The sequence below is a fragment of the Mucilaginibacter antarcticus genome (assembly GCF_042686155.1).
GTDB lineage: Bacteria > Bacteroidota > Bacteroidia > Sphingobacteriales > Sphingobacteriaceae > Mucilaginibacter > Mucilaginibacter antarcticus.
On record NZ_JBHUON010000020.1, the window covers coordinates 1 to 14,865 of the forward strand.

Sequence of the window (14,865 nt, forward strand, 5' to 3'; positions counted from 1 at the left end):
GTAATTGTGTAAACCTATTTTAGTACTAACTTTAAAGTGTAAACTAACACCAGTATTAACAACCAATAGTGTAAACTTTTTTCAGGACGGGTCATTTTCAATACAATACAAAAAATACTGTTTCAAGTGATTCATATTCTCAAATGGATCAGTGAAGCCGGTGGGTTTTTGTATTAAGCAACAAAGCCACTAGTTGTTTAGCTAGTGGCTCTAATATCAATAAAATTGCAAGTTGGTTAACCGCCGTAGGTAACGTCGAGCGTAATTGGCACATTTAAAGCCTTGCTGATGATACAGTTAGCTTTTGCGCCTTCGGCTACTTCCTTAAACTTGGCTTCGTCTACGCCGTCAATAGCGGTAGCGGTTAGTTCTAAATGTATACCGGTAATGCTAAGTGCCTGCATATCAAGATCAAGTATCGCTTTAGTGCTCAAATCGCCCGGCGTAATGCCTTGCTGGCTAAGTACCGCGCCAACCGCCATAGTGAAACAGCCCGCGTGAGCGGCGGCTATAAGTTCTTCAGGGTTAGTGCCTACGCCATCAGCGAAGCGGGTTTTGAATGAGTATTGGGTGTTGTTAAGAATAGTGCTCTGGGTACTGATCTCTCCTTTACCCTCGTTTAAAGTGCCGTTCCAATGGGCATTAGCGGTGCGTTTCATAGTATTTGATTTTGATGGTTGTGTATGTAAATGTATATAAAAGATTGAAAATAAGATATCAACGAATAGTTACCAAAGCTGTTTTATCCTCTAAAACGTGCTCTGTCATACTGTACGGGCCACGTAACCTCGTGCCCCAACTCATGCGCAGCACGTAGCGGGAAGTATGGGTCGCGCAGCAGCTGGCGGGCCATAAACACCATATCAGCTTTGCCCGACTGTATGATCTCGTCGGCCTGTTGTGCTTCGGTAATCAAGCCTACTGCACCTGTAGATATACCCGCGGTGCGCACAGCTTCGGCAAACTCAACCTGGTAGCCGGGCTTAAGCGGTATCTTAGCCAGCACGTTACCACCGGTAGAGGTATCTATCAAATCTACCCCACTAGCCTTCAGTATATTAGCTAACGCGATAGAATCATCCACGGTCCAACCGCCGGCCTCGTCTGCCCAATCAGTTGCTGATATCCGCACAAACAACGGGTTGCCTGCCGGCCAAACCTCCTGCACTGCAGCTATCACCTCCTGCAGCAAACGAATGCGGTTATCAAATGATCCGCCATACTCATCTGTACGCTTATTACTTAATGGCGAGTAAAACTGGTGCAGCAGATAACCATGCGCGGCATGCAGCTCTATCACCTTAAAGCCTGCTTTAACAGCCCTAATGGTAGCCGCCTTAAAGTCAGCTATAACCTTTGCAATACCAGCCTTGTCCAACTCAACCGGTAATTCATCGCCCTCGGCAAACGCCACGGGGCTTGGCGCTACGGTAGTCCACCCATGTGGTTGGTTAGATGCTATTTGCTTACCGCCGTTCCATGGCAAATCATGACTGGCCTTGCGGCCCGCGTGGGCTAGTTGAGCGCCTGCAATAGCACCGTGTTGGTGTATAAAGTCGGTAATTTCTTTCAGCTTCCCGATGTGTTCGTCTTTGTAAATACCCAAGTCTGCATAACTGATGCGACCCTCGGGCGATATGGCGATAGCTTCAGTAATAACAAGCGCGGCACCGCCCACCGCCCTGCTGCCCAGATGTACCAGGTGCCAGTTGTCGGCAAAACCGTCCGCACTGCTGTATTCGCACATAGGCGACACCACAATGCGGTTGCGAAATTCAATGTCTTTTATTTTGATAGGTGAGAATAGATGTGGCATATGCTCTTGTGTATGGTCGGCCAAATATGAATAGTAATCAGCATACAATCTTCATGCGTGTGTAAAGGTTGTACTTATCAGACAGCTATGTTAATCCATCTTGTCTTCGCGTTTAACCAACAGTACTTCGTCGCCTTCAAGCGGCAGGTAGCCGTATTCATAGCAAAAGTGGTAGGTTTTACCATTGTGGGTATCGTACTTATTAGTTAAGTATTTAGTGTTGAATCCTTTAGATATCATTTTTGCCATGCTGGTCTTAGTTTTGCCACCGGGGTTAAGCTCCTCCATAATGCGGCGGTTGCGCTTAAGCACGTTGTTTATATTACGTATTAGGTTATAACTGTTACTATTAAGCTGGTTGTTATAGTTGTTGCGGCACAGGTCATTACAAAACTTTTTATCGGCACGGCCCTGTATGGGGTTACCGCAGTCAAGGCATGTTTTTGGATTTTCCATAAGGCTAAGATAATCAATTAATATCCGTTTGCAAACGCTTGCAAATGTGTATTGTCGACTATAAACGTTTACTAACCGACTAATTTTCAAGCCAGTCTACACCTTTGTATCGTCATCAATAAAAGACACAAAACACGATTTACACACGACAAACAAAAGATCATGAATTCACTAAGAAACAGCGCACGCCTTGTAGGCAGATTAGGTATGGACCCTGAAGTAAAAACTTTCGACACCAACAAAAAGCTCACTAAGCTATCGCTAGCCACCAGCGACAGCTACAAAAACGATAAAGGCGAGCGCATTACCGATACTCAATGGCACAACCTGGTAATATGGGGCGCCCAAGCTCAATTGGCCGAAGACTTGCTCCATAAAGGGGACGAAATAGCCATTGAGGGCCGTATCAATAATCGCAGTTATACAGACAAAGTCGGCAATAAGAAATATACCACGGAGATTGTGGTGAACGAATTTATAAAGCTCGGTGCCAAAGCTTAAAGCAACCATCAACTAGACCTTATTACCTAAACCTTATCACAATACCTAAACCTTATCACTATATTTGTTATGTACTTAGAAGCAAAAGAAACCGCCCGGCTATACCAGTTGTTGTCAGAAAAATTAGGTAACGATACCACCGAGGCCATGTTTAAATACATCGATAACAAAACCGAACGATCTGTGGAAGCAACTATTCAGACATTAGCTACTAAAGAAGATCTCGCCCAGGTAAAATATGACCTAAGCGAAAAGATAGGCAATTCAGTAAAATGGATGTTTATATTTTGGATAGGTCAATTTGCAGCCACCGCCGCGGTAATCGTCATATTATTGGGAAAATAACAGGGATTATATAGCCTGATGAACTGTCAGGCTATATAAATTTATGGCGTTACCCCCGCTACCGGCAATATCTTTCCATTAAAAAACTTATGACCGGTAAGCGCAAAATCGGCAACATACTTACCCATTTCAAAAGCCATCACCGGCGACTCATATCCCGGGAAGGCTTTCTCAAGCATTTCGGTTTGTGCTGATCCTAAGGCCAGGCAATTAACTTTTATGCCAAGCTCATTAAACTCTTGCGCCAGGCATTCAGTAAGCGTATGTAAAGCCGCCTTACTGGCCGAATAGGCTGACAGTCCGGTGAATTTTGCACTGCCCTGGTAAGCGCCCATACTGCCAATATTTACAATGTGCGATCCGGCCGGCATAAACCCATGCAGGCTCTGTATTGCGCGTACATGGCCAAGGTAGTTGCTTTGTATCATTTCAACAAAATCGTCTCCTGCTAATTCGGTAAAAGGTTTGTTGATCAGCACGCCGGCATTATTAATCAGTACGTCAACTCTACCTTCAAAATGGGTATTAATAAATTGCTGCAGGGCCGAATAATCATCATATATAATATCAAACTTAACCGGGTAAATCTCTGCTTCAGGATTTAAGCCTAAGGCAATTTCTGCCAGCTTTTGCAGCTTCTCTTGCGAGCGTGCAAGCGCCATGATCTTGTGTTTACCTGCCGATGCAGCTAACTCTATAACTGCTTCAAAACCAATCCCGCTGCTTGCGCCTGTTATAATGATGTTCATGTTGTTCAATAATTATTTTGATGCTGCTTCGGTATCTTCGTCAACAGGCATTTGGCCATTTGCCAAACCATCCTGCAGTCGGCTTGGGCGTATCACGTAGTAAATGCCCAGCAAGGCTACCAGTAATGATATCACATAAAAAGAGCCTGGTAAAAAAACAGCAAGCGTTTCATCCATCGGGAAAACCTTTGTTAGTTGCGTAAATACCGTTTCGCGGATACCTGCTCCCCCCGCACTGATGGGTATAATTGTAGCCAGGGCCGAAATTAAGAACGATAACAGATAAGGCGAAAATTTACCGTCAAAATCTTGCCCTAACAATATAAACACAATGGTCAATACCTGAAAAGTTTGTACTACTACAGCTTTGGCATGCGCGGCAAAAAAGTACCGCGTGTATTCTCTAAAAAACTTATATGCTACGAAGTAATACACTACCGATGCGGCCACAAATATCCCAAGCGGGATACCAATGTGCACATTAATTTGCGGGATTAAGAATATCAAAGCCACGGTAATCAAACCTATTGCCCAAAGCCCGCTCAGCCTATCAAACATAATGGCCCAAAAAACCTTTTTCCCGGGTAACTTATAATTTTTGTTCAGTATCCAAATCTTGTACCCATCGCCCCCAATGCCGCCGGGCAGCAAAAAATTATAGAATAAACCCAACATATAAAGGCGGAAGTTGAATACCGGATCAAGCTTTAAGTTAATGGATTTAAAAAAGCTCATTAATCGCCATGACGACGCGATAATAGATACAAAGAAAGATACCAAAGCCGCCGCCATCCACCAGTAATTGGCGTTCAGTAAGCGATACTTAACGCTGGCAAAAGGCACCCTTCTGAAAACAAAATACAGCAAAACAGCTGTTACCGCAAATTTTAAAAGTAGTTTGGTGATGTTCCAAAGCTTGGTTTTCAAGGTTTTGGGTTTAATTTCATCCTCAACCTCGTTAATTATGCTTTCGTCAATTTCTGTCATTGGATGCAAATGTAGTAATTTAGTTAATTAGTGATAACTGATTAGAGTTTAGTGTAAGTTAAGAAATGTTAAGTCTTGTGTGCAGCTATGCATCGCACATAAATTATTAGAAACCGCTGACGATTATATTCAAATTCCTGATCAGTAATCGCCCATCCTAAACACTAATTATTACCTTTGCAAAAAATTTCAGGCATGAGCAAAGTACAGGTAGGTTTAGTGCAGATGAGCTGCACCGCAAACAAGCAAGAAAACTTAGCTAAAGCTATAGCGAAAGTAAGAGAGGCCGCTGCTAAAGGCGCTAACATTGTTTGTTTACAGGAGCTTTTTACATCGCTTTATTTTTGTGATGTGGAAGATCATGACAATTTTCTTTTGGCCGAGGCAATCCCCGGCCCATCAACCGATGAATTATCAAAAGTCGCGGCCGAGCTAGGTGTGGTTATCATAGCGTCGTTATTTGAAAAACGCACCCACGGTCTTTATCATAATACTACCGCGGTATTGGATGCCGACGGCGCCTATTTAGGCAAATACCGCAAAATGCATATTCCTGATGATCCGGGTTTTTACGAGAAGTTTTACTTCACACCCGGCGATTTAGGTTACAAAGTATTTAAAACCAAGTTTGCTACCATAGGTGTATTGATTTGCTGGGACCAATGGTATCCGGAAGCCGCCCGTATTACAGCATTAATGGGTGCCGAAATATTGTTCTACCCTACCGCTATTGGTTGGGCTACTACGCAGGACGAGGCTACTAACGTAGAGCAATACAACGCATGGCAAACCATTCAACGATCGCATGCCGTAGCCAATGGCGTACACGTAGTGAGCGTTAACCGTGTTGGCGAAGAAGCCGGCGTACAGTTTTGGGGTGGATCATTCTTTGCTAACCCGTTTGGCACCATCATTCACCAAACCACACATACCGACGAGGAGGTGATAGTACAGGAATTGGATTTGAATAAAACTGATTACTACCGCACCCACTGGCCGTTTTTACGTGATCGTCGGATTGATTCTTATCAGCCTATAACAAAGAGATTGCTGGACGACGAATAAGCCCCACCCAGTTCCTCCCCGGTAGGGAGGGCAAATGGAATAAGTATTTATTAGATAAATCAAGTCTCCCTACCGGGGGGAATTTAGAAGGGGCTAACTTATGATCTACCCAAAACAATTAGGATTTACATTTCCTGCGGAATGGCATAAACACAAAGCTATGTGGCTAAGCTGGCCGCATAAAGAAGAATCATGGCCGGGTAAGATCATGACTATTTATCCGCAGTACTGTCAATTTATAAAAGAAGTTAGCATCGGTGAATTGGTGCGTATTATTGTTAAAGACGAACAAATGGCGGCCTTTGCCAAGCAGCAATTGATGCTGGTAGGCGCCGATTTAAACCGTATTGAATTTTTTGAATTTGGCACTAATGATGCCTGGTGTCGAGATCATGGCCCCGCATTTTTGATTAATCCAACCACAAAGGAAAAAGCTATCGTTGATTGGGGCTACAATGCCTGGGGCGGCAAGTATCCGCCGTTTGATTTGGATGATGTTGTGCCGACAAAAATTGCTAATCACTATGGGCTGGATGTGTATCATCCGGGTATTGTGATGGAAGGAGGATCTGTCGAATTTAATGGAGCAGGTACTATTTTAACCACAACGGCATGCTTGCTTAACCCCAACCGTAATCCGCATCTTAACCAGCAGCAGATAGAAGAATACTTGTACAACTACTACGGCGCGGAACAAATTTTATGGTTGGGAGATGGTATTGTTGGCGATGATACCGACGGACATATTGACGACATTACCCGCTTTGTAAATCAGGACACAGTGGTAACTGTAGTTGAGGAGAACAAAAACGACGACAACTACCATTTGCTGCAAGAAAACCTGGCCAGCCTTAAAACCATGCGGCTGTTAAACGGCAAACAGCTAAACATAGTTGAGTTACCTATGCCCGACGCAGTGATCTATGATGATCAGCGCCTGCCTGCATCCTACGCTAACTTTTACATTGGCAACGCGGCGGTGGTTGTTCCTACTTTCCGTTGCGATAAGGATGAAAAGGCATTAGACATTTTAACCGGATGTTTCCCTGACAGGAAAGTTATCGGCATTGATTCGACCGATATTATCTGGGGATTGGGTAGTTTCCACTGCTTGAGCCAGCAAGAACCGGAGATGTAGATTTAAGTAGCGGTTCTCAAATGACCGTCATACAAACTGTAAATTCGCTATTTGCAAAAGATATACTTAAAACCACAAACGAGCAATAACATTTTCACCGACAATACTCCCACTTTTACCGAGTTCTTGCAGCTTGATGGCCAGAATTGGTTTTGGCTCATTATATTAGTGCCTTACTTTTGAGTAAGATTTAAAGATAAGGACATGACTAACGATATAAATAATACAGATCACCCCAACAAGCCCGGCAAGGGAAATGTAATAGCCGGCATTGCTTTATTGATGATTGGTGTGAGTTTTTTACTCAATCAATTTGATTTTGGATTACCGCATTGGCTGTTTGGCTGGTACACCTGGATAATTGCCGTAGGCCTTTATATGGGCACACGCAGCAATTTCCGCTCACTAGGTTGGTTAGTTGTAACAGGTTTAGGTTTCGCTTTTATGCTGAACGATGCTTTACCCCATATCTCCATTAGTAGATTTTACTGGCCTGCAGCGTTAATAGGTTTTGGTATATACCTGATATTGCGCCGTAAAAATCATACTGATTACTGGGATAAAAACGACTGGAAGCTTAAATGGGATGCCGGCAAATACAACTACCGCGCCCCGGGTGTTAATGAGCCTGTTGTAGATTACACCGTTAACCCTGATGAACCGATAAAAGAGACAACTACACCACCTGCAACCCCAGGATACAACTCTGCTTATGGCGCCGATGACTTGCTCGACGCCGTGTCTATCTTCGGTGGGGTTAAAAAGATCATCTTTTCAAAGAACTTTCAGGGGGGCGAGCTTGTAAACGTGTTTGGCGGTGCCGAGCTCGATTTTACTCAAGCCGATATCAATGGCCGTGTTTATGTAGACGTTACTCAGATATTTGGCGGTACCAAAATCATTGTGCCGGCACACTGGATGGTCGTTTCAGATATATCGGCCGTTTTTGCCGGGGTTGATGATAAACGGATACGCACTAATACACCTTTAGACAGCAACAAAGTGCTGGTATTAAAGGGTATATCTGTATTTGCCGGCATCGATATCCGCAGCTATTAATTGTATCAACCTAAATAAAACACAACCCTTGTGGCGGCAGTACAAACACTAACCTTTCAAAAACTACGCTGGGCATTTTTAGCTTGCGGGCTTGCATGGGCAGGTTTGCAAGCTTACATCATTGCCGGCTTTGGCTTTGATTGGGTAATTGCTTTAATAGATAGCGGCGTTAGCGCGGTACTACTTGCCGCGGCCTGCTGGCTTATTAATAACAATCTGCGCTACTATCAACCGGGTAAAGGGAGTTATCTTAATATCCTGATTTGGTGCGGCGCTTTGGCCGCAGCCTGTACAGCCGGATGTCGCTACATATTGCCTTTTTTAAACACGGGCGAGGTGTATGCTAACTTCATGATGCAGTCATTGGTCATCAGGTTTTTTACTGACTTTTTGGCGATAGGCTGGATGGCCATGATCAGCATGATCTGGTATGCGCAGATAGATCAGAAAGAAAATGAGAAACGCAAAGCCGAGGCCGAGCAACTTGCCCGCGACGCCGAGCTTTACAACCTGCGCCAGCAGTTGCAGCCCCATTTTTTGTTTAACAGCTTAAACTCAATAAACGCGTTGATAGGTTTTAAACCAGAGCAAGCCCGTGAGATGATACACCAACTGTCTGACTTTTTGCGTGGCACCCTGCGTAAAGACGACCAGCAGCAAGTATCGCTAAACGAGGAATTGGCTCACCTAAACCTTTACCTTGAGATAGAAAAGGTGCGCTTTGGGCACCGCCTGCAAACCGAGGTAAGTTATGATCCGCAGTGTGGCGAATGTATTATGCCATCGATGCTGTTGCAGCCATTGGTGGAAAATGCTATAAAATTTGGTTTGTACGATACTACCGAAGCAGTCGTAGTGAGCATACGTGGCCAGTTAGAGGGTAACTATCTGGAACTGATTGTTCAAAACCCGTATGACCCTAAAACCTCGCGGCCGCGCCAGGGTACCGGCTTTGGGCTTAGCGGGGTGCAGCGCAGGCTATATTTACTATTCGCGCGTAATGATTTGATGGAAACTCACGCAAATGATAATATATTTACAACCATAATTAAAATTCCGCAGTAAATGATACGTGCCTTATTGATTGACGACGAGCCTTTGGCCCGCATGGTGGTAAGAGAATATTTGTTAGCGTACCCGCAAATAGAAGTATTGCAAGAGTGCGGCGATGGTTTTGAGGGCCTTAAAGCCATACAACAACATCAGCCTAATCTGATATTTTTGGATGTGCAGATGCCAAAGATCAACGGCTTTGAGATGCTGGAGTTGGTGGACGACCAGCAACCTGCGGTGATATTTACAACGGCCTTTGATGAGTACGCCATTAAAGCCTTTGAAGCACACGCAACCGACTATCTGTTAAAACCGTTCAGCAAAGAGCGCTTTAATAAGGCTATTGATAAGTTTTTGGCCCAGGCACCAGCCGCTTCCGTGCCAAAGCAAGAGCAGTTGTTAGATGCGGTAGCATCAGCATCGCCGGCACAGCATGAGCGTATTGTGGTTAAAACCGGCACCAAAGTGAAGATCATCCCTGTGGCGGATGTATTGTACCTGCAGGCTGATGACGACTACGTGAGCATCATTACCGCCGAGGGCGCCTACCTGAAGAACAAGACCATGAGCTTCTTTGAGCAAACGCTTGATGCCCGTCAGTTTGTACGGGTGCACCGCAGCTACATTGTGAGTGTACAAGAGATTACCCGTATTGATCCTTACGAAAAAGACAGCCACCTGGCTATACTTAAAAATGGCGCTAAGATACCGGTGAGCAAAACCGGCTACGTTAAGCTAAAACAGGTTTTAGGCATCTAAGCGTTGCTTGTTTCACGCGTGTGTGACACAGATGAAACAAGTGAAACAAGATTTTGACTTAACATATTAATTTTCAGAACTTTACAAAAATCGTGTGAAACAAAATGAAACAAAATTTTTGATTAACTGATTGAAAATCACCAGCTTACGATAACCACAAAATTGACATCTTTTCATGGTATTAAACACAAATATTTGTCAATTCCTTAAAGAAACTCTCCTTTTCGCTATGATATAATCTGCAATCTTAGCAATTTGCGGTTTACTGATAGCGCCGTTCCAGGCCGGCATACCTTTGTCTAATACTCCGTTGGTAATTACGGCCATCAGCATCGCCTTGGTAGCTCCGTGTTTTAATTGGGCGGCTAACAGGTTAGCGCCTTTGTCTGTCCCCTTTAAATTATCACCATGGCAACTGGCACACATTTGCTGGTAGAGCATGAGTGTGGCCATTGTGGCGGGTGATGTTTGAGCCACCGTATTGGCAGTGATTTTTTGTGATACCAGGGTATTTTTTGTACCCGACGGTCGCAGTCTTAAAATCATATCGTACTGTGGCCTTGGCTGCCCTTCGGCCGGGTCAATTTGCGAGGTGGAGAAATAAATATACCCATCAGGGCCGGTAACCAGCGAACGGATGCGGCCATACACCTTTTTCAGCATTACTTCCTGGCCTATCGCCTTGTTGCCATCAAGGGTAACCTTAAGTATTGATTCGCCACGCAAACAGGCTACCAGTAGTTTGCCCTTTAATTGCGGAAACTTGTCACCATTATAAAACATGGCTTCGCCTGGGCCGATTGATGGCGTAAACTCTGCTATTGGGGTTAACATTGCCTCGCGGGTTTGTTGGTGATGGATAAGCGGCCAACCATAGTTCATGCCTCTTTTTATGATATTGATCTCGTCGCCACCGGTTGGGCCGTGCTCGGTTTCAAACAAAGTATTAGACCCCGGTTGAAACACCAGGCCTTGCGGGTTACGGTGGCCATAGCTCCAAATCTCTTTGCGGGCAGTATCATTGTTTACAAAAGGGTTATCGGCTGGTACGGTACCATCATCGTTTACCCTTAAAATTTTGCCATTGTAGGTTTTAAGGTCCTGCGACAGGATAGCTTCGTCAGCATCGCCGGTAGTGATATACAATTTGCGGTCGGCGCCGAACACCAGCCTACTGCCGGTGTGATTCTGATTGGCATGGATATCGTCCTTAATTACAAAGGGTTTTATCAAGGTATCGTTCCTAAACTCATAGCGGACTATCTGCAGCCTTATGCGGTTACCTTGCCAGTAATCATTAGCTAAATAGATAAAACGGTTTTTTTCGAACTCCGGATGGATAGCCATACCCAGCATACCCGTTTTGTTGCGTTGAGGAATGTTAGGGATAACAAATGCGGGTTTATTTAACAGATGCCCGTCGCGGTAGATGCGCAACTTGCCGCTACGCTCGGTAAACAGCATGGTATTATCCGGCAAAAAAACAATCTGCCACGGCACGGTCAAATCATGCGCCAGGGTATCTATGTGGTAACCGGTGGTATCTGCAATCAAGCCTTGGGTGTTGCTACCCGTTCTTGCATTGATAAATGCGCTAAGGGCTATCACAGGAAAACTTAAAGCTAATAGGTATTTAAATACTTTCATACAATGGTATTACATCACCTAAAATAATAAATAAACGGTTAAGAGACTTACTTTTAAATTTATATACATAATTTTGTTATGTATATAAATAATTATACATTTGTTGTATGAGCACTAATCCATTACTGAAAGGCACTTTGCAAACCATCATTTTAAAGCTGCTGGAAGATAATACCGAAATGTATGGTTACGAGATAACGCAAAAGGTTAAAGAGATGACGGAGGGCGATATTTTGCTTACTGAAGGCGCCCTATACCCTGCCCTGCACAAACTGGAGGCAGATGGCTTCTTAGAAACCTTTACTCAGGTTGTAGATAACCGCGTACGTAAATATTACCGATTAACGGAGCAAGGCGGCAAAGAGGTAACCAACAAAATTACCGAAGCCGAAGCTTTTATCAATCAGCTGCAAACCATACTGAGCCTTAAACCTGCTGTAAAATGAAACCAAACGCAGAACAATTACAAGATATAGAAGACATATTAAGCAGTGTTACCCAATACCGCGAGACATATGACGAACTGTATGACCATATTTTAAGCGCAATGGATAGGATGCCCGATAACGCGCCCTTTATCCCATCATTACGCGATATAATGGAGAACGAACTTGGTGGCAAGCGTGGCGTTAGCCGGATAGAGCGTAAATATTGCAAATCGGCACTGAAAGAGGTTATCAAAAAGTATTGCGCTTACTTTGGGCAATACTTAATATCGCCTTATGTTGTAATCCTTATAGGTTTAACTTACGGGTTTTACCTGGGTATGACAAGTGGCGTATTTCATCCTCGCCTCTTGATGATGGGATGGCTTTTTATTAATATATTAATGGCCATTGTTCGCAAAAGATTAATTGTCAAAGCACGGAATAATGGCACTTACGGCAAAAGTTCCATAATATCTATTCTGTATGTTTATTTAGCGATGTTCCCAATAATACTGACGGTCATAGTCTCCATCGGCTTTATGATATCATTAGCTTTTGTAGACTTAGCTCCGTTTACCTGGTACCCATCGGCCCTCGTCCTCATATTCTTTTTGTACATGGTAAATATCCTGGTTTACTATCAATTTTTAAAGGACGAGTTTAAAACTATAACCACTAGCTAAGTTGTCATTATGATACCAACCGCCGAGCAAAAAGAGCTGATAAAAACCCAGCTTCAAGACATCCTGAAGGTGCGCGAGACCTATGAAGAGATATATGACCATATCATAACGGCGCTGGAAGCTATGCCGGATAATAAGTCTTTTAACGAAGCGATGGATTACATTTTTAAACGCGAATTGGGGGGCAAAGGTGGTATCCGCGCTATGCAGCGTCGGACCATAAAAATAGCTGTAAAAGAATTTGCTATAGAATACTTGACGTGGTATGGCAAAATCCTTACATCCCGCCAAGCCTTGATAATATTACCGGCAACTGTTTTATATTATTTTTTGATGAACAATAATGAATGGTTTAGAGACAGGCTTGGCCAAATTTTACATATGGCGCTGATATTGACACCCGGGATTATTATAAGCGCTAAAAGTGTTATTGCACAAAAAAAACAGGAATGGAAAATAGTGAAGACCCAAGATGCCAACCTGATCATCAAGCCATTTGGAAATATTTTTATGTTATTTTCTCCAATGATGATATGGCCTCTGGTGTCTATCTTTTGTATGTGGCTTGAACGCGGTGGCCTTATAGCAAGACAACCTGATTACAATGGCATGCCCATTAATGTCGCTACAGTTCTATTCTTCTTTATCGCTACCCATTCGCTTATTTATTACAACATGTATAAAAACTGGTCTAAACAATTGCTGGCCAGCTAATTAATTTACAACCTAAGTGATATGATTAAGAAACACCCAGGCTTATAAAAATGTATTCTCGATAAAATGAGGAGGACATTTATGAAAGAACAGAACGGCGCAGATGCAAACAAGCTTGATAGCTGGCAATAATTACAATATATCCATAGCAGACCTAAATTATCAAATGTTCATATTGTTTCATTTTGGATTCGAAATATTTAAGATAGCACTTCAAGCTGCTGTTTACTCGTTAATGCTAGTTCTTTTTATATTTATTATAATTAAGACTACTGGAAATCGTCGATTAAAAAGCATTAAATTCAAAACAGTATATTTCAGCATAGCTGGTCTGTTGTTTATTTTTTCATTCACTTACTACGGAGATCATGGACTTGGCGATGAAGCCAATATTCCCTTAGGACATGCGAAAACTATTAATAGTAGCGACGGTTATGCCTATCTAAATGTGGGGCGCACGCAAATCAATATAGATAGCTTTTTAGTTCGTAATGATCATTTATGCTTCGCATCGAAAAACGATTACTACGACTACCAATTGCCATCGGGTAAGCATGTTAAATATAGCAGTAGGCCGGAATATGAAGCTCACGCAAAAAAAAATCATTTACCAGTGGTAAATGATTTCAAAACTTTTTACCCGCAATATGATGCTTATTGGAATGGGTGGCGCTTTTGGCTACTACCTTGACCATCAAGTAAAGTTCATTATTTTTAGAGGAAACCTTACACTATATAATGAAACCACCGCAGCAGAAAAACTATGGCTTAAAGATTACCTGTACCAAATTATGGAGTATAGGGAAACCTATGAAGAGGTTTACGACCACATGGTATTGGCGGTGGCGGAAGCACCTGAAGAAAAGCATTTTGAAAGCGTAGTAGCAGGGATCAATTAACATTACCCCTTTTGCGATACTCAAGTGCTATGCAGCCGTTTTTGAAGGTTCGTGTTGCCACCAATTCCAGCTTAAACGTTTCCGGAAGGCTACCAGTATTAAGCAAATGTCTTCCACCGCCCGCTATTACAGGGTGCACTACTAAACTAAATTCATCTATAAGGCCCGCTGCTATCAGTTCGGGCAGCATACTTACGGTGTCCACCGAGATGGTTTTGCCGGGCTGCTGCTTTAGTTTTCTTAGTTCACCTACGGGGTTGTTCCTTATGATCGTTGTGTTACCGCCTACATTTTCCAATGATCGTGACATCACCACTTTATCAATGGCGACAAGCCTGTCCGCAAAGCGGATTTCGGCGGCGGAACCGGAACGGCTTTTTGCAACATCGCCCCAGTACGGGAACATGAGCTGATACATGACGCGGCCATAAAAGAGCGTATCCACATCATCCATCATATCAGCAAAATATTCCATCAGCTCTTCGCTTGGATCGCCTAAGGTGTGGTCGCAATAGCCATCCAGGCAAATGTTCAAAGCAAATGATACCTTTCTCATCCTACAAAAA

Annotated in this window: 18 protein-coding genes; 11 read left to right on the plus strand and 7 right to left on the minus strand. The window is 43.4% G+C overall.

Annotated elements, in window-relative coordinates; genetic code table 11:
• Window positions 1–236: 236 nt before the first annotated feature.
• From ACFSYC_RS14965 to ACFSYC_RS14975, 3 genes are all read right to left on the minus strand, one after another.
• Window positions 237–659, minus strand: coding sequence for an OsmC family protein (locus tag ACFSYC_RS14965; protein ID WP_377129256.1), 423 nt, complete (start codon window positions 657–659; stop codon window positions 237–239).
• Window positions 660–742: 83 nt separating this feature from the next.
• Entirely contained in the window at window positions 743–1,816 is a 1,074-nt protein-coding gene (locus ACFSYC_RS14970; protein ID WP_377129258.1) for an NADH:flavin oxidoreductase/NADH oxidase, read from the minus strand.
• Between the two features lie 90 nt (window positions 1,817–1,906).
• Window positions 1,907–2,272, minus strand: coding sequence for a hypothetical protein (locus ACFSYC_RS14975; RefSeq protein WP_377129260.1), 366 nt, complete (start codon window positions 2,270–2,272; stop codon window positions 1,907–1,909).
• A gap of 162 nt (window positions 2,273–2,434) precedes the next feature.
• On the opposite strand from ACFSYC_RS14975, the gene ACFSYC_RS14980 reads away from it, so the two are divergent.
• Entirely contained in the window at window positions 2,435–2,773 is a 339-nt protein-coding gene (locus tag ACFSYC_RS14980; RefSeq protein WP_377129262.1) for a single-stranded DNA-binding protein, read from the plus strand.
• A gap of 69 nt (window positions 2,774–2,842) precedes the next feature.
• A complete protein-coding gene (locus tag ACFSYC_RS14985) occupies window positions 2,843–3,118 on the plus strand; it encodes a hypothetical protein (RefSeq protein WP_377129264.1) in 276 nt (91 codons plus the stop codon).
• Between the two features lie 41 nt (window positions 3,119–3,159).
• On the opposite strand, the gene ACFSYC_RS14990 is transcribed toward ACFSYC_RS14985, so the two are convergent.
• Both ACFSYC_RS14990 and ACFSYC_RS14995 read right to left on the minus strand, forming a co-directional pair.
• Window positions 3,160–3,867 carry an SDR family NAD(P)-dependent oxidoreductase gene (locus tag ACFSYC_RS14990; RefSeq protein WP_377129266.1) on the minus strand — a complete coding sequence of 236 codons (708 nt, stop codon included), beginning with the start codon at window positions 3,865–3,867 and terminating at the stop codon, window positions 3,160–3,162.
• 12 nt (window positions 3,868–3,879) lie between these two features.
• Complete coding sequence (locus tag ACFSYC_RS14995; RefSeq protein WP_377129268.1) at window positions 3,880–4,854, minus strand: lysylphosphatidylglycerol synthase transmembrane domain-containing protein; 975 nt, start codon at window positions 4,852–4,854, stop codon at window positions 3,880–3,882.
• Window positions 4,855–5,049: 195 nt separating this feature from the next.
• Here ACFSYC_RS14995 and ACFSYC_RS15000 point away from each other — a divergent pair, with 195 nt between their 5' ends.
• The 5 genes from ACFSYC_RS15000 (at window position 5,050) to ACFSYC_RS15020 (ending at window position 9,928) form a co-directional block, all read left to right on the plus strand.
• Window positions 5,050–5,919, plus strand: coding sequence for a carbon-nitrogen hydrolase (locus ACFSYC_RS15000; protein ID WP_377129270.1), 870 nt, complete (start codon window positions 5,050–5,052; stop codon window positions 5,917–5,919).
• 100 nt (window positions 5,920–6,019) lie between these two features.
• The gene (locus tag ACFSYC_RS15005; protein WP_377129272.1) at window positions 6,020–7,057 is read left to right on the plus strand and encodes an agmatine deiminase family protein; all 1,038 of its coding nucleotides are present in this window, start codon (window positions 6,020–6,022) and stop codon (window positions 7,055–7,057) included.
• A 204-nt stretch (window positions 7,058–7,261) separates the two neighbouring features.
• Window positions 7,262–8,116, plus strand: a complete 855-nt coding sequence (locus ACFSYC_RS15010) for a LiaF transmembrane domain-containing protein (RefSeq protein ID WP_377129274.1) — start codon at window positions 7,262–7,264, stop codon at window positions 8,114–8,116.
• A gap of 30 nt (window positions 8,117–8,146) precedes the next feature.
• Window positions 8,147–9,181 carry a sensor histidine kinase gene (locus ACFSYC_RS15015; protein ID WP_377129276.1) on the plus strand — a complete coding sequence of 345 codons (1,035 nt, stop codon included), beginning with the start codon at window positions 8,147–8,149 and terminating at the stop codon, window positions 9,179–9,181.
• The gene (locus ACFSYC_RS15020) at window positions 9,182–9,928 is read left to right on the plus strand and encodes a LytR/AlgR family response regulator transcription factor (RefSeq protein WP_377129278.1); all 747 of its coding nucleotides are present in this window, start codon (window positions 9,182–9,184) and stop codon (window positions 9,926–9,928) included.
• A gap of 198 nt (window positions 9,929–10,126) precedes the next feature.
• On the opposite strand, the gene ACFSYC_RS15025 is transcribed toward ACFSYC_RS15020, so the two are convergent.
• A complete protein-coding gene (locus ACFSYC_RS15025; RefSeq protein WP_377129280.1) occupies window positions 10,127–11,575 on the minus strand; it encodes a PQQ-dependent sugar dehydrogenase in 1,449 nt (482 codons plus the stop codon).
• Between the two features lie 107 nt (window positions 11,576–11,682).
• On the opposite strand from ACFSYC_RS15025, the gene ACFSYC_RS15030 reads away from it, so the two are divergent.
• The 4 genes from ACFSYC_RS15030 to ACFSYC_RS15045 all read left to right on the plus strand — a co-directional run bounded on the left by ACFSYC_RS15030 (window position 11,683) and on the right by ACFSYC_RS15045 (window position 14,299).
• The gene (locus tag ACFSYC_RS15030; RefSeq protein WP_377129282.1) at window positions 11,683–12,021 is read left to right on the plus strand and encodes a PadR family transcriptional regulator; all 339 of its coding nucleotides are present in this window, start codon (window positions 11,683–11,685) and stop codon (window positions 12,019–12,021) included.
• Window positions 12,018–12,686 carry a hypothetical protein gene (locus ACFSYC_RS15035; protein WP_377129284.1) on the plus strand — a complete coding sequence of 223 codons (669 nt, stop codon included), beginning with the start codon at window positions 12,018–12,020 and terminating at the stop codon, window positions 12,684–12,686. Before ACFSYC_RS15030 ends, ACFSYC_RS15035 begins: the two co-directional genes overlap by 4 nt.
• A 9-nt stretch (window positions 12,687–12,695) precedes the next feature.
• Window positions 12,696–13,400, plus strand: a complete 705-nt coding sequence (locus tag ACFSYC_RS15040) for a hypothetical protein (protein ID WP_377129286.1) — start codon at window positions 12,696–12,698, stop codon at window positions 13,398–13,400.
• Window positions 13,401–14,020: 620 nt separating this feature from the next.
• The gene (locus tag ACFSYC_RS15045) at window positions 14,021–14,299 is read left to right on the plus strand and encodes a hypothetical protein (RefSeq protein WP_377129288.1); all 279 of its coding nucleotides are present in this window, start codon (window positions 14,021–14,023) and stop codon (window positions 14,297–14,299) included.
• Here the strand turns inward: ACFSYC_RS15045 and ACFSYC_RS15050 are convergent.
• Window positions 14,292–14,855, minus strand: a complete 564-nt coding sequence (locus tag ACFSYC_RS15050) for a dihydrofolate reductase family protein (RefSeq protein WP_377129290.1) — start codon at window positions 14,853–14,855, stop codon at window positions 14,292–14,294. The genes ACFSYC_RS15045 and ACFSYC_RS15050 overlap by 8 nt on opposite strands.
• Window positions 14,856–14,865: the final 10 nt, after the last annotated feature.

Excerpts from the sequence above, each read along its gene's own strand:
- ACFSYC_RS15000 (WP_377129270.1), top strand. The coding sequence starts at position 5,050 with ATGAGCAAAGTACAGGTAGGTTTAGTGCAGATGAGCTGCACCGCAAAC.
- ACFSYC_RS14975 (WP_377129260.1), bottom strand. The coding sequence starts at position 2,272 with ATGGAAAATCCAAAAACATGCCTTGACTGCGGTAACCCCATACAGGGC.
- ACFSYC_RS15005 (WP_377129272.1), top strand. The coding sequence starts at position 6,020 with ATGATCTACCCAAAACAATTAGGATTTACATTTCCTGCGGAATGGCAT.
- ACFSYC_RS15035 (WP_377129284.1), top strand. The coding sequence starts at position 12,018 with ATGAAACCAAACGCAGAACAATTACAAGATATAGAAGACATATTAAGC.
- ACFSYC_RS14995 (WP_377129268.1), bottom strand. The coding sequence starts at position 4,854 with ATGACAGAAATTGACGAAAGCATAATTAACGAGGTTGAGGATGAAATT.
- ACFSYC_RS15020 (WP_377129278.1), top strand. The coding sequence starts at position 9,182 with ATGATACGTGCCTTATTGATTGACGACGAGCCTTTGGCCCGCATGGTG.
- ACFSYC_RS14990 (WP_377129266.1), bottom strand. The coding sequence starts at position 3,867 with ATGAACATCATTATAACAGGCGCAAGCAGCGGGATTGGTTTTGAAGCA.
- ACFSYC_RS15040 (WP_377129286.1), top strand. The coding sequence starts at position 12,696 with ATGATACCAACCGCCGAGCAAAAAGAGCTGATAAAAACCCAGCTTCAA.
- ACFSYC_RS15045 (WP_377129288.1), top strand. The coding sequence starts at position 14,021 with ATGATTTCAAAACTTTTTACCCGCAATATGATGCTTATTGGAATGGGT.
- ACFSYC_RS15030 (WP_377129282.1), top strand. The coding sequence starts at position 11,683 with ATGAGCACTAATCCATTACTGAAAGGCACTTTGCAAACCATCATTTTA.
- ACFSYC_RS15025 (WP_377129280.1), bottom strand. The coding sequence starts at position 11,575 with ATGAAAGTATTTAAATACCTATTAGCTTTAAGTTTTCCTGTGATAGCC.
- ACFSYC_RS14980 (WP_377129262.1), top strand. The coding sequence starts at position 2,435 with ATGAATTCACTAAGAAACAGCGCACGCCTTGTAGGCAGATTAGGTATG.
- ACFSYC_RS14970 (WP_377129258.1), bottom strand. The coding sequence starts at position 1,816 with ATGCCACATCTATTCTCACCTATCAAAATAAAAGACATTGAATTTCGC.
- ACFSYC_RS15050 (WP_377129290.1), bottom strand. The coding sequence starts at position 14,855 with ATGAGAAAGGTATCATTTGCTTTGAACATTTGCCTGGATGGCTATTGC.
- ACFSYC_RS14965 (WP_377129256.1), bottom strand. The coding sequence starts at position 659 with ATGAAACGCACCGCTAATGCCCATTGGAACGGCACTTTAAACGAGGGT.
- ACFSYC_RS15010 (WP_377129274.1), top strand. The coding sequence starts at position 7,262 with ATGACTAACGATATAAATAATACAGATCACCCCAACAAGCCCGGCAAG.
- ACFSYC_RS14985 (WP_377129264.1), top strand. The coding sequence starts at position 2,843 with ATGTACTTAGAAGCAAAAGAAACCGCCCGGCTATACCAGTTGTTGTCA.